Origin of the sequence: Planococcus halotolerans (genome assembly GCF_003289955.1) — a bacterium.
Lineage (GTDB): Bacteria > Bacillota > Bacilli > Bacillales_A > Planococcaceae > Planococcus > Planococcus halotolerans.
In genome coordinates this window covers 892,399-905,944 of the sequence record NZ_QLZR01000001.1, presented here as the reverse complement: position 1 = coordinate 905,944, position 13,546 = coordinate 892,399, and the positions used below count along the sequence as shown (strand labels likewise).

General features: G+C 41.5%; 15 protein-coding genes. 12 read left to right on the top strand and 3 right to left on the bottom strand.

The genetic code is table 11. The annotated features are described in order from the left end of the window. Positions 1-452 precede the first annotated feature (452 nt). The 11 genes from DP120_RS04480 to rlmH all read left to right on the top strand — a co-directional run bounded on the left by DP120_RS04480 (position 453) and on the right by rlmH (position 9,897). Entirely contained in the window at positions 453-986 is a 534-nt protein-coding gene (locus tag DP120_RS04480) for a M23 family metallopeptidase (protein WP_276310392.1), read from the top strand. A 39-nt stretch (positions 987-1,025) separates the two neighbouring features. After that, entirely contained in the window at positions 1,026-1,178 is a 153-nt protein-coding gene (locus DP120_RS18365) for a hypothetical protein (protein WP_165843715.1), read from the top strand. Between the two features lie 92 nt (positions 1,179-1,270). Beyond that, positions 1,271-1,978, top strand: a complete 708-nt coding sequence (yycF, locus tag DP120_RS04475; RefSeq protein WP_033543226.1) for a response regulator YycF — start codon at positions 1,271-1,273, stop codon at positions 1,976-1,978. Positions 1,979-1,983: 5 nt separating this feature from the next. Continuing rightward, positions 1,984-3,810 (top strand): cell wall metabolism sensor histidine kinase WalK, encoded by a 1,827-nt coding sequence (gene walK, locus DP120_RS04470; RefSeq protein WP_112222190.1) that lies wholly within the window; start codon positions 1,984-1,986, stop codon positions 3,808-3,810. Continuing rightward, positions 3,807-5,135: a YycH family regulatory protein gene (locus DP120_RS04465; RefSeq protein ID WP_112222188.1), complete on the top strand. Its 1,329-nt coding sequence runs from the start codon at positions 3,807-3,809 to the stop codon at positions 5,133-5,135. The genes walK and DP120_RS04465 overlap by 4 nt, the downstream gene beginning before the upstream one ends. Further along, on the top strand, positions 5,122-5,934 hold the full coding sequence (locus DP120_RS04460) for a two-component system regulatory protein YycI (RefSeq protein WP_112222186.1): 813 nt from the start codon (positions 5,122-5,124) through the stop codon (positions 5,932-5,934). The genes DP120_RS04465 and DP120_RS04460 overlap by 14 nt, the downstream gene beginning before the upstream one ends. Before the next feature lie 12 nt (positions 5,935-5,946). Then, positions 5,947-6,735 (top strand): MBL fold metallo-hydrolase, encoded by a 789-nt coding sequence (locus tag DP120_RS04455; protein WP_112222184.1) that lies wholly within the window; start codon positions 5,947-5,949, stop codon positions 6,733-6,735. A gap of 119 nt (positions 6,736-6,854) precedes the next feature. Then, complete coding sequence (locus tag DP120_RS04450) at positions 6,855-8,069, top strand: S1C family serine protease (protein ID WP_112222182.1); 1,215 nt, start codon at positions 6,855-6,857, stop codon at positions 8,067-8,069. 284 nt (positions 8,070-8,353) lie between these two features. After that, complete coding sequence (locus DP120_RS04445) at positions 8,354-8,857, top strand: DinB family protein (RefSeq protein WP_112222180.1); 504 nt, start codon at positions 8,354-8,356, stop codon at positions 8,855-8,857. Between the two features lie 297 nt (positions 8,858-9,154). Continuing rightward, positions 9,155-9,328, top strand: a complete 174-nt coding sequence (locus tag DP120_RS04440; protein ID WP_338066462.1) for a CxxH/CxxC protein — start codon at positions 9,155-9,157, stop codon at positions 9,326-9,328. An 89-nt stretch (positions 9,329-9,417) separates the two neighbouring features. Next, positions 9,418-9,897, top strand: coding sequence for a 23S rRNA (pseudouridine(1915)-N(3))-methyltransferase RlmH (gene rlmH, locus DP120_RS04435; protein WP_084243459.1), 480 nt, complete (start codon positions 9,418-9,420; stop codon positions 9,895-9,897). On the opposite strand, the gene DP120_RS18760 is transcribed toward rlmH, so the two are convergent. The 3 genes from DP120_RS18760 to DP120_RS04420 are packed head-to-tail and all read right to left on the bottom strand — an operon-like array spanning position 9,869 to position 12,026. Continuing rightward, positions 9,869-11,209, bottom strand: coding sequence for a recombinase family protein (locus tag DP120_RS18760; RefSeq protein ID WP_112222176.1), 1,341 nt, complete (start codon positions 11,207-11,209; stop codon positions 9,869-9,871). The genes rlmH and DP120_RS18760 overlap by 29 nt on opposite strands. Next, on the bottom strand, positions 11,155-11,430 hold the full coding sequence (locus DP120_RS18755; RefSeq protein ID WP_112222174.1) for a recombinase family protein: 276 nt from the start codon (positions 11,428-11,430) through the stop codon (positions 11,155-11,157). Before DP120_RS18755 ends, DP120_RS18760 begins: the two co-directional genes overlap by 55 nt. Further along, positions 11,427-12,026: a helix-turn-helix domain-containing protein gene (locus DP120_RS04420; RefSeq protein WP_165843714.1), complete on the bottom strand. Its 600-nt coding sequence runs from the start codon at positions 12,024-12,026 to the stop codon at positions 11,427-11,429. Before DP120_RS04420 ends, DP120_RS18755 begins: the two co-directional genes overlap by 4 nt. A gap of 300 nt (positions 12,027-12,326) precedes the next feature. Between DP120_RS04420 and DP120_RS04415 the strand changes: the two genes are divergently transcribed. Beyond that, positions 12,327-13,256, top strand: a complete 930-nt coding sequence (locus DP120_RS04415) for a phage/plasmid replication domain-containing protein (protein WP_112222170.1) — start codon at positions 12,327-12,329, stop codon at positions 13,254-13,256. Positions 13,257-13,546 lie beyond the last annotated feature (290 nt).

Below are 13,546 nucleotides of genomic sequence, written 5' to 3'. Positions count from 1 at the left end.
GGACTGGGTCGCGGAAGTCTAGACACCGAGAAAAAACAAATAGCAAGAAGCCGGACACTTATGTCCGGCTTCTTTTTTTTGTTATGTCAATAAAACGTTAATATTTCAACTTCTAAAATGCTGGAGAAACATGACGAAAAAACCTGCTAAAACCCTTTTATATCCACTTAATGGACTTTAAAAAGATAATTAAATCCAAATTAAAAAAGTAAAAAATAAAAATTCTCAATTAAAGTAATAAACCGGAAGGATTAATGCAGTTTTATTATCCAAAGCATATTCCTGTTATTTTGATATAGAATTGTGATAAAGTGATTGAGGTTTGATTATAATTGGAAATTTAATGAGCAGACAGAAGAAAGGATTGTGAGTGCAAAATGAGAGACTTTTCTATAAAGGGCTTAAATATTAGCGGCTCGAATCTTATTAAAATAATAGCATCCGTATGTTTGGTGGCAGGTTTGAATACGAACCCTGCATCGGCAGCGACAATGAGCAAAAACAACTCTGAAACAGTCGAGAAAGAAGATAAAATACTTTTTACCGGAAAATCGCAGCTTAGACAAAATGAATTGGTCTTGAAAGGCGCTAAGGCATTGCCTTCAGTAGGGTCAGGAAATTTCGTATGGCCGGCACAGGGCGGCTATATTTCAAGTGAAAGAGGGCCGCGCTGGGGCAGACAGCATAAAGGCATCGATATTGCCCAGCCGGACGGTTTTGATATCCTGGCAGCAGATCACGGTGTGGTCAAAGCTGCCGGTGCGGATGGCACATTCGGCAATCGCGTCGTTATAGATCATGGCAATGGCTATGAAACGATTTATGCACATCTCAAATCCATGAATGTCAAAGTCGGCGATAAAGTACCACAGGGGACCAAAATCGGCGTAATGGGAACTACCGGCCGTTCCACTGGAATTCACCTGCATTTTGAAATTTCCAAGAACGGAGCAACCAAAGATCCGTTGAATTATGTAAAACAATAAAATATGGAGTGACTATCGAATTTGCCTAAGCGAGTTTTGATGGACAAAGTGAATGCCGGTGAAAAGGAAATGCTGTTTCTGCTTCGCTGGCATTACTTTTATGTTTGGACAACCAGCGGTTTCTGTAAATTAACAGGCTATTCCGCCAAAAAACAAACAATTATTTCCCGGGAAATATCGCGTAATGAATGAGAGATGCTAAACCGCCTGAACAGTGATAAAGTTAAGGTAGAAAAGTTTACGATCAGGATGGGAATTTCTATTCAAAAAAGGGGAGATCATTGATGAATAAGACGATTTTGGTAGTGGATGATGAAAAGCCGATTGCAGATATTCTGCAATTTAATCTTAAAAAAGAAGGATTCAATGTTGTCTGTGCTTATGACGGGGATGAAGCGATCAAATTAGCGGAGGAAGTAAAACCCGATTTGATGCTTCTGGATATCATGCTGCCGAACCGCGATGGCATGGAAGTATGCCGCGAAGTACGCAAGAAGTATGATTTTCCGATTATCATGCTGACAGCGAAAGACTCGGAAATCGACAAAGTACTCGGCTTGGAATTGGGCGCGGATGATTACGTGACAAAACCGTTCTCGACGAGGGAATTGGTGGCACGCGTGAAAGCCAACCTTCGCCGCCAGAATATCGTTCCTTCTGAAGAGGCCGGACCGAATTCAAACGATATCCAAGTGGGTGCCCTGACAATCCAGCCGGATGCCTATCTGGTTCTTAAACGTGACGAAACGATTGAATTGACGCACCGCGAATTCGAATTGCTGCATTACCTCGGCAAGCATATTGGCCAGGTCATGACGCGTGAGCATTTGCTCCAGACAGTATGGGGCTATGATTATTTTGGGGATGTACGCACAGTGGATGTAACCATTCGCCGCCTGCGTGAAAAAATTGAAGATAACCCGAGCCATCCGGCATGGATCGTTACACGCCGCGGAGTAGGGTATTATTTGCGAAATCCTGAACAGGAGTAGACTGAATGCAGAAAGTGACTTTTTTTAAATCAATTCATGTGAAGATCGTGCTGATTTATATTCTGCTAATCCTATTGGCGATGCAGATTATCGGCCTTTATTTTGTACAGCAATTGGAACAATCGTTGATCACCAGCTTTGAAGAATCCCTTAACGACAGGATTGAAATTATCGAATTCAGTGTGCGGGAAGAGATGATCAGGAACCGGACAGATGACGATTTGACAGTGGAACAAAGCCTCCGTTCAGTATTGAACGGCTTTAAATCCGATGACATTTCTGAAATTCGCGTCGTGAATTCACAGTACCGCATCATCGGCTCTTCAGCCATCGAAAAGCAGCCATTGATCGGACAGCGGTCTGCGGATGAACTGGTAAGGGAAACAATCCTCAGCGGTGAACCTAAACAGCAGATTAAAATAAACAGAGACACTGAACGCCGGGTGTGGGTCGCTACTCAGCCGATTATGACGGTTGGGGGCGAACTGCTCGGAACGCTGTATATAGAGGCAAAAGTGGAAAATGTCTATGATCAAATGGATGAAATCAACTCGATTTTAGCCGGAGGGACGGCTTTGTCTCTGCTCATTACAGCGATTCTTGGAATTCTGGTGGCACAAACCATTTCCAAACCGATTTCGGATATGCGGAAACATGCCCAAGCCATGGCAAAAGGGAATTTCTCCCGTAAAGTCCGGGTTTACGGCGACGATGAAATCGGGCAATTGGCAAAGGCATTCAACCATTTGACGAACAGATTGCAGGAATCCCAGCAATCGACAGAAAGTGAACGCCGAAAACTGGCTTCCATTCTGGCGAATATGACGGATGGCGTATTATCGACGGATCGCAGAGGAAGAATCATCCTGATTAACGATCCGGCATTGCGCCTATTGAATGTTTCACGTGAAACGGTGATGAACCGGCCGATTACTACAGTTCTTGGACTCGAAAGTGAATACACATTCGAAGATTTGATCCATATGAAAGATGCGATTACTCTCGATTTCGGTACTTATGAACAGAGTGCTTTGCTGCGGACAAATTTCTCGGTAATCCAAAAAGAGACCGGATTTGTGAACGGCTTGATCGCTGTATTGCATGATAATACGGAGCAGGAAAAAATCGATATGGAACGCCGTGAATTCGTGGCGAACGTGTCGCATGAGCTGCGTACGCCGCTTACTACGATGCGCAGTTATCTTGAGGCGCTTGCTGAAGGCGCATGGCAGGACAATGATTTGGCTCCGCGTTTCCTTAATGTGACGCAAACAGAAACAGAGCGCATGATCCGTTTGGTAAATGACTTGCTGAAGCTGTCGAAAATGGATTCAGGCGAAACCGAACTCAATAAGGAAATGGTTGATTTCAAAGTATTCTTTAACCGCATCATTGACCGGTTTGAGATGTCGAAATCACAGAATGTCACATTTGAACGCGATATGCCTAAAACTCCTTATTTTGTGGAAATTGATACGGACAAGATGACGCAAGTCTTCGATAATATCATTTCCAATGCACTGAAGTATTCACCTGACGGCGGCAAGGTTTCATTCCAGGTAAAAGAAGTGGATGGCCTGCTGCAAACGAAAATCAGCGACCAGGGGATGGGAATTCCGAAAGAAAATCTTGATAAGATATTCGATCGTTTCTATCGTGTCGACCGGGCGCGTTCAAGGGAAATGGGCGGCACCGGACTGGGGCTGGCGATTTCCAAGGAAGTTATCAATGTCCATGGCGGCACCATTTGGGCGGAAAGTGATTATGGCAAAGGGACAACGATTTTCTTCACGCTTCCATTTGAAACAGACGACGGAGGTGAGTGGGAATGAAATATATCGAACAAATAAAGTCGATCGTCTTGTTCTTGCTTGTATTTCTCAGTCTTGGCTTGACGTTTACAATCTGGAATTTTACGCCGAAGACTTTGGATGCGATTGATGATCCGGCACCTTCACTCGAATCGGCGATTGTCGAAACGAAAAAAATCGAGCAGGTAGTCAGACCGTTGAAAATTCTGATTCACGGGGAAGAAAGTGTTAATGGGACAGTCAATAAAGACCAAATCGACTCATTTTTAAAGTCGATGAACCAATGGGATATAAGTGATTTGACCTTATTGTCGGACGAAGCGACAGTCAACGAGATGAAAGACATTATGCATGATCCGGCACGCGCGGTTGTATACTATCCGGGTGCTGTGCCATTTCCGGTATTCGATGCGATGATGAATATTTCCGACACCAATGTGCCGGAAGCAACTTTTAACCGGATGGTTGTGAACTGGGAAAGTTCTTCGAACGGAGCTCTTGCCGTTTATTTCGTTAATTCGGACTCTGGACGCATCTACGAAGGCACTGTTCAATTAGGTGATTTTGGAAACTTTGAAGAAAGTTTTATCGTGCCTGCTGAAGAATATCCGCTTTATATAACCGATGAATCGATTGGCACTTTGCCGATTTATGTACCGGAGGAACCGGTTGATACCTCGAGCTATGTCTATTTATATGAAGAAACGCCAATGGAAGTATATGCGGACAGGCTCTTTGACGGAACGGTGGACAGTCTTCCCGACGGCGGGTATACAGATAATACCGGTGCCTTTCTGGAAAGGTCAGAAGCCGTTAAAGGGTTGAATTTTGTTCAGTCCAAGGCGGAAACTACAGATCCAGCGATTCCATCGGAACTTGTTTTCAATACGACGAAATTCATCAACGATCACGGTGGTTGGACAAACGATTATTATTATTTTGGCATGGAGCCGATCAACCAGGAAATTGACTACCGGTTATTCATAAATAATCTTCCGGTATTCGGTTCTACTGTATCGACTGCTATAGAAATGCAGTGGGGAACGGCTGAAGGAGAAGAGGATGTCTTCCGCTACGACCGGCCGATATATATATTGGAACCCACAGGCAGGACAGTGACGAAGGATCAGGCATCGGGTTCAGCGGTTCTTGCTGCCTTGTCGCGTTTGAGTGAAGAAGAAAAAGCACAGGTAAAAGAAATTATGCCAGGCTATGAACTGACCAAAAACTCGAACGAACCGGACCGGCTGATGATTGTCGAGCCGAATTGGTATTTCAAAATAAACAACACATGGCTGAAGTTAACGACTGAAGTGTTAGGGGGAGGACCATTTGGACTGGAGTAGAACAAAGTCGATTTTCATCATCGTCTTTTCCATTTTAAATATCTTTTTGTACACCCTGTATTTGGAAAGTTACACAGAAGCCGAAAACTTTTCCGTTCTCACAGAATCAGCGGTGGACGACCGGCTGGCCGGCGATAAAATCACTTATCCGGATGATTTAGAAACAGAACCGGGTGAGGAATCATATATCAGCGGTACCCGGAAAGTGTTCACCAAAGATGATGTGCTGGTTGAAGACACCCGGGTTGCAGTAGAGGATAGATACCTGCTGAATGTGGCATTCAATGAACCTATCCGCATTGGAGACGAAAAAAACAAGGAAAGCCTTGAAGCTTTTCTTGCTGCGAATGTCTATAAAGGCGGAGACTACGTATTATGGGATGTTATTGAAGAAGAAAACAAGGCAATCTTCTATCAGGAAATCAACGGGAAAACGTTGTATCATAGTGATAGCGGAAAAGTGACGCTCCTCTGGAATGGTGAAGGGGAAGCAGTTCGCTACGAACAGACCATCTTTACGGATCTTGTGGAAAATGCCCAAAACAAAGATCTTATCCCACCTAAAAGAGCAATCGAAACTCTTTATGGAAAAGGGACATTGCAGCAGAATTCCGAAATCACTTCAGTGACGCTAGGCTACTCTGTATACGTTGCCGTTTCCGATGATACACGGATGTTCCTGCCAACGTGGCGAGTTAGCGTGGAACTTGAAGACGGTTCGACAGCGGATTATTTTGTGAATGCCATCAAGGATGGGGTCATTGAATTTAACAAGCCGGAAGAAGAAGGTTCTCAATAAGGAGTTTTTACTATGCGTTTTAGTGTATTGGCAAGCGGCTCGAGCGGCAATGCCATCTATATAGAAAATGACCAGCATTCATTTCTCGTGGATGCGGGTCTGAGTGGCCGTAAAATGGAAGAATTATTCGCTTCCATCGGCAAAAAAATGAGTGACCTGGACGGCATCCTTGTCACTCATGAACACAGCGACCATATTAAAGGGCTGGGAATAGTGGCCCGCAAACATAAAGTACCGATTTACGCCAACGCCAAAACGTGGCTGGCGATGGAAAATCTGGTCGGTGCCATTCCGGTTGAACAGCGTTTCCATTTTGATATGGATAGTGTGAAAAATTTCGGTTCATTGGACATCCAGTCATTCGCGGTATCCCATGACGCCGCCGACCCGATGTTTTATGTATTCCACGAAAACGGACGCAAGTTGACGCTGATCACGGATACAGGCTATGTCAGCGACAAGATGAAAGGCATCATCCAGGCATCCGATGCATACGTGTTCGAAAGCAACCATGATGTCGGCATGCTGCAGATGGGCCGCTATCCATGGTCGGTCAAACGCCGTATATTGAGCGACGTCGGCCACGTTTCCAATGAAGACGCTGCAGTCGCCATGAGCGAAGTGATGGCTGAAAAGCCGACAAAAATTTATCTGTCGCATTTGAGCAAAGATAATAATATGAAGGATTTAGCGCGCATGAGCGTAGAGCAGACGCTGCAGACCAAAGGCATCATCGTTGGCGAGTATGTCGATCTGCTGGATACGGACGCGAATGTGCCGACGAAATTGGTGAATGTGTAAGAAAGGCTTCGCACCTGCGAAGTCTTTTTTATATCCTCTTTTAAAGAGGGCTCAAGCTTGCATTGTCAGAATTCTATTCATAAAATTAGAGAAAGAAGTTTTCTGAGAGGATGGAGCAGATGGGGTATTACGATCAGACACCTAATGGAAGACGGCGTTCGAAAGGAGGACGCACATTTTTGGCGGGATTGGGCGGCGTGCTGGTTGGTGCATTGCTGATCTGGCTGCTGTTTAATTCGCGTCCGGATTTAATGCCGGGCAACAGCGCGCAAACGTCACAAAACCAGACTGAAACTGTTGAAACCAGCGAAGAGGGGCAGACGGAGCAGCGTTCAGTGGAAGTAACGAATGACGTCACCGAGGCTGTGGAAATTGCCGATGATACCGTTGTTGGCATTACAAACCTGCAGGCGGGATCGGATTTCTTCTCCGAATCTCCAAACCAGGCAGTGGGCACAGGCTCAGGAGTTATTTATAAAAATGAAGACGGCACAGCGTTCGTAGTGACCAATCATCACGTCGTGACTGGAGCCACTGATATTGAAGTAACGATGCCGGACGGCGCAAAAAAAGCGGCGACGCTTGTCGGCAGTGATGTCTGGACAGATTTGGCCGTCCTCAGCATGGATGGTGAAGGAATAGGAGACATTGCCGAATTCGGTGATTCGGATGTTCTGAAACAAGGGGAAACGGTCATTGCCATCGGTAATCCGCTTGGACTTGATTTTTATGGATCGGTAACGACCGGCGTTGTGTCCGGTAAGGACCGGGCAGTCCCTGTCGACATCGATGGAGATAACGTGATCGACTGGCAGGTTGATGTGCTCCAAACAGATGCGGCCATCAATCCTGGAAACAGCGGTGGTGCACTGATCAATATCAGCGGCCAGCTGATTGGCATCAATTCGATGAAGATCAATGCGGCAACTGCGGAAGGCATTGGTTTTGCGATTCCGATCAACACAGCAATCCCAATTATTGAAACGCTGGAGTCGGAAGGACAGATGATCCGTCCGGCAATGGGCATCACCTTGATGGACTTAAACGAAGTGCCGCAGATGTACCGGGAAGATACACTGAACTTGCCAGCTGACGTTACTTCCGGTGTCGTGGTCAATTCGGTGATTCCGGATTCCGGAGCTGCTGAGGCGGGTCTGCAGGAGTTTGACGTCATTGTCGAAATGGACGGCGAACCGATTGACGGCAGTATTGCACTGCGCAAACATCTTTACGAAGAAAAGGAAATAGGCGAAACGCTGCAGGTAAAAGCGTATCGTGACGGTGAACTACTGGAGTTCGAATTCGAGCTTGTGGACAATTCATCTTTACAATAATAAAGAAAAGCGTAAGCGACCGTGTAGATTCGACGGGCATAAGACGATCTGGCGAAGCGGCGTGTTTTTGCCGCATAGCCAGAGTGGCTTATGACACTAGAATCTGGGCGCTGGAGTCTGGACAAGGTATATCGCTCTTTAAAGCATTATCAAGTTATAGAAGTGAATACTTTCTTTTCTTAAAAGAATGAGCCGGAGAGAAATCTCCGGCTTTTTGTATGCAGGAAAAATGGAGTTTCAGGCGAAATTAATAGAGAGCAGAAATAGAAGAACGGAGGATGGAAATGTTCAGATCGATGGATGATTTTTATGAAGTCTGGAGAGATGAAGCCAAAGGGACACAGCAGGTACTCGAGTCATTGACGGATGAATCGCTGCATCAGGAGTTTACAGAAGGCTACCGCAGTCTGGGGCGTCTGGGCTGGCATCTGGCAACAACTCTGGAGGAAATGGTTTCGCTTACGGGTCTTCAATTTTCAGGAGCGGATTTCAGCAAGCCGGTACCCGATACGGCAGAAGAAATTGCAGAAGCCTATAGATTCACCAACCAATCAATGATTACGGCAATGAAAGAAAACTGGACAGACGAAACACTGGATGAAGAACACGATCTGTACGGTGAAACATGGACGGTGGCCACTCTTTTGAAAGTGCTGCTGCTGCATCAAGTGCATCACCGGGCACAGATGACTGTATTAATGCGCCAAGCTGGATTGAAAGTGCCGGGGCTCTATGGACCCGCTAAAGAAGAATGGGCTGCGATGGGTGCAGAACCTCCAATAGTATAAGATTTACCGTGGAGCTGATGAGCTCTGCGGTTTTTTACTGAAATTTTTTCTTTCTCTTCTTTTGCTTTGTAACATTATTGTAAAATTTGTTAAGTAAAATCATAGAATACAGTTGTATCGTTCGGAAAAGCATAAAAATGACATGTGGATAACTTTCATGCGAAATGAGAAACAGCAACTATCCACAGAAGGAAAAAAAGATGATTATACGTAAACGCTTTCTTCTGTTACAATGACTTGTGGATAAAAGTGAATGAATTGTGCATAACTGTGTTGAATATTCGGAAATCGAAAGGAATGGAATTTATGGAGATTAAATGCTGCAAAACCCACGTGGAACATGGCTTGGATGTGTTTGTCGCAAAGACAGAAAGTTATCCTATCCTAACAGAATTATCAGAAGACGAAAAGTTATCCACAAAATGCGAGTACTGTGAAGAGCCCGCTTTGTATCTTGTGGCCAGTTCTTAATTCGCCACAACATGTAGAAATACTTGTGGATATGTGTATAACAATGGTGGATAACTTGTTTGTAAATTTACTGTAAAGGGGGATATCTTGTGAATATCTCAATTATCACTGTAGGAAAACTGAAAGAGAAATACCTGAAATCAGGAATTGAAGAATATACGAAGCGGCTGGGGAGCTACAGCAAAATAAGCGAAATCGAAGTGGCGGACGAAAAAGCGCCGGAGCAATTGAGCGATGCGGACATGGAAATCGTCAAAAAGAAGGAAGGCGACCGAATCCTTGCAAAAATCCCAGCCGATGCCTATGTGATCGCATTGGCAATCGACGGCAAGATGAAAACATCAGAAGGGCTGGCGAAAGACCTGGAATCCCTAATGACTTACGGACGCAGCAAAATCGTCTTTGTCATCGGCGGATCGCTCGGCTTGCATGATGAGGTATTGAAGCGGGCGGACGAGAAGCTGTCATTCTCCAAGATGACGTTCCCGCATCAGTTGATGAAGTTGATATTAGTGGAGCAAGTGTATAGGGCGTTTAGGATTATGAAGGGTGAACCGTACCATAAGTAAGCACAAAGTTTTTATTATATGAAGCGTCAAAGTATAGTTCAATTGCTTTGACGCTTCTTTCTGTTGGTGAATTTCCTTCGTAAATAGTAATTTTACTAATTATTGAGTGAAGAAACACTTTTTGTTTTTCCACTGGAATTGTAGGTAAAATACTAGAAAAAGTTTTCAAAACTTCCTGTATCTTTTCTGCCGAAGCTTCCTTAATAACTGGCTCATTTAATTTGAATTCAACGCTTTTTTGAATTTCATTTAATTTGTTCTTTTCATGGTCAAGTTCCCTAATCTTATCAAGAAGCGAAGTGGGAGGAGAATCAGTTTTTTCAATTAGGGATAAAAACTTTTTTATATTCTTCTCTACTTGTTTTAACTGGCTAGAAATATTAGCTTGTTGGTCTAAGAGTGGCTTTTTAACATCCACAATTTTGCTATTAACTTTTCCAACTAAAGATTCGAGTAAAATTGGGTTTGAAGTAACTTCTCCTAGTTTGTCAAAAACAAATTTTTCTACATCATCAGCCCTCACCAAATTGGAATTGCAAACTGCACTACCTTTGTAATGAAAATCACCACATTGATAGTATCTTCTATATTCATTAGTGTTTTTATCCTTAACCCTGTGTCCTATCATACCTTGATTGCATTTCGGGCAACGCAGAAGAGTTGTTAATGGAAAATGACCGTGAAAAACTTTGGTTGGTTTATTCGATTTTTGTTCGAATTTAACTAAGGTTTTTTCCCAAATTTCTTCACTAATAATTGGTTGATGTTCACCCTTTACCAAAATAACATTTTGCCCTTTTCCAGCTCTTCTTTTCTCATTCCAGTTTTCATAGTGATTAAAACGAATATAACCTACATACATTGGATTTGTAATGATTTGTCTGATTGAATTGATAGAGAATTTTGCATTTCTTTTAGTAGTATAACCTTCATGATTTAACTGATTTGCAATTGCTTTAAAACCTTTTCCGCCTATATACAAGTTGAAAATATGTCTTACAAGATTTGCTTCCCTATCATTAATTTCTAGTTTTTTTTCTTTCGACGAGTATCCTAAGACACTTCCGCCATTCCATTTACCTTCCTTTGCTCGTTGATTCATGCCCATCTTAACGTTATCGATTATGATATTTCTTTCAAGTTCAGAAAATGTCCCCATTATTTGTAGCATAGCTTTTCCCATGGCTGTTGTTGCATCAATATTTTCGCTATAACTAAAAAATTCAATATCATTCTTATTCAGTAAATCCATTATATTCAAAAAATCAATTTGACTACGTGATAATCTAGAGACTTTCCAAACGACGAGCATATCAAACTTATTTTTTTTGTATCTTCAAGGAGTAGCTGCAATGCAGGTCTATCAGTAGATTTAGCACTTAGTCCCTCATCTTTGTAAATTTCCACCACGGTAAAATCATTTTTTCGACAGTAGTCCATTAAATTTTGTACCTGTCCTGCAATTGAATAACCATCCAAGGCCTGTTCTTCTGTAGATACCCTTACATAAAGGACAGCTCTTTTATTTTTCATTCTGACTCTCCCATCTCTTCAACAATATTTCTACTGTTGGTTTTTTTGTAGTATTGTTTAACCGTGTTTAAAAGGATATCCCTATTTTCATCACTTAAACGAGAAAAATCATTCTCAAAAAGCGAGAAAAAGAAAGCAGCATTTTCTTCTGTTTCCATTAATTTGTTTAAGTTATGTAAGACTAAATCTGCCTTCGTACTATCATATTGTCCTAGTACAGACAAATTCTTATCAGCCAATTCCAAAAACCTACTTTTCTTCTTACCGATCTCCTCGAACTTTTTTACATAATAATAGGATTCGATTTTTTCATTTAATTCTTCATGAAGTTTAATTCCTGACTCCACATAACTACGCTTTTCTTCTTTCGAATGAATACCATAGTAAGTTAACAGTTTTTCAGCGTCTGTCTGGTTAAGACCTAACTTGACTAGTATTTCCAAACATGTGTCATATGAAGGGTTTTTTATTTTTTCTCTTTCTAGCTGGGAAACGTAGGTCACTGCTTTTCCTACTCTTTGTGATAAGACTTTGGATGGTATACCAGCCTGTTTTCTTAAATTTTTAAGCTCTTGACCAAAACTAGAATTACTCAATTTACCCGCTCCTTTTCCGTTGTTAAAACAAATATAGCATTAAGGTAGCATGTTGTCAAATTAAAGTAGCATATAAATTTGACTAAATACTACTTTAATGCTACTATAAGTTTATAACCAGAAAGGAGGAAATAAAATGGAGAAAGCAAAAGGCAGTCAGTATGATTTGTTTCTCGAAAATTTAGCATCAATAATTTTTGATTTAATTGCAAACGCCGAAGTAGCATCCTAAAAAGTACATATAGTGTTTCTTATAACATATGAAATTTACTCTCATATTTAAGAAAGAAGTGTTGCCAATTGTTTGATACAGTAAAACTGAAATTGGAAAGCATACATATAAGTGAGACGAAGCTACAACAATTAAATGCTAGTAAGGTAGTTACATACTATAAAAAAGAAACTGGAGAATTGATCGATAAGTATCAATTCTCCACATTGGATATCCCTTTTATAATTTATTTCACTGATTCACAACGGTTACTACTTCAATTATCAATTCCCAAATTTTTATTTGGTGAAAATGTTACTAATATTAAACCTAGAGATATTGATATTTTTTGGGAGAAGCTAAAAACACAAATGTACGAATTGTTAGGTGTTGAAGTCGAAAAGGAGGAATGGGTAATACAGAGGGTAGATATTTGTTGGAACTTTCAAGTGGGAAGTAAAGTTTCTGAGTATATTGATCATCTAGGAAAAAAGAAACTACCTCGCAAAAACACAATTTGTATAAACCAAAATGAAACAGTAATGTACAAAAACAAAAGCAACAGCATTATGTTTTACGATAAACAAAAAGAGTGTGAAAAGCGTAAACAAAACTCAGAAATAATACATAAGGCTAAAGGGATTTTAAGACTGGAAATTACTCCCTCAATGCACGATGTCAAAAAATATATTGTCAGAAGACAAGCACATCAGGTTTTAAGTGTTAAATTTTTTAAATTTATTGTTGAAAAAACCTTGCGATTAATTTCTCTTAATGAAATATCAGATGACAAAGTAAAAATAACTCAGGAGTGGTTAAATGGGAAAAAGCATGCCAGAGTAGAAACAGTTTTAGGATTTCAACGTATTCACCAATCAATAGGTGTAGTTAGAACCAAAGAGCTTTACGGTTCTACATACTATTCAAGAATTAAGTTGATTGAAGAGATAGGTTTTCCGATTGATAATACGCTGCCGCCATTAAAAATAAAGTGGGAGGAACTGAGCGTTACTGAATAAAAGTAGAATTTTATCCATTTGTACATACTCTTCCTTCCAATCTGTTATCCAGAAAATATTAAAAAGCCGACAAAAGTGGCTTAGAATCCGCTCTATTGACACGTTTCTTTCGTGTGAAATTTGACGTGGAAATATAGACACTTTTACAACAACCAAAAACAGTTGAATATGCATAGTTTATAAAGGTATACCTTTAAGGATGGTATACATACATTTAATTCGATGTTTATAAAGGTCTGTTTTGTGATTTATAAACGTTTTTAAATTAGCTAGTATCTTTTTAAACATAA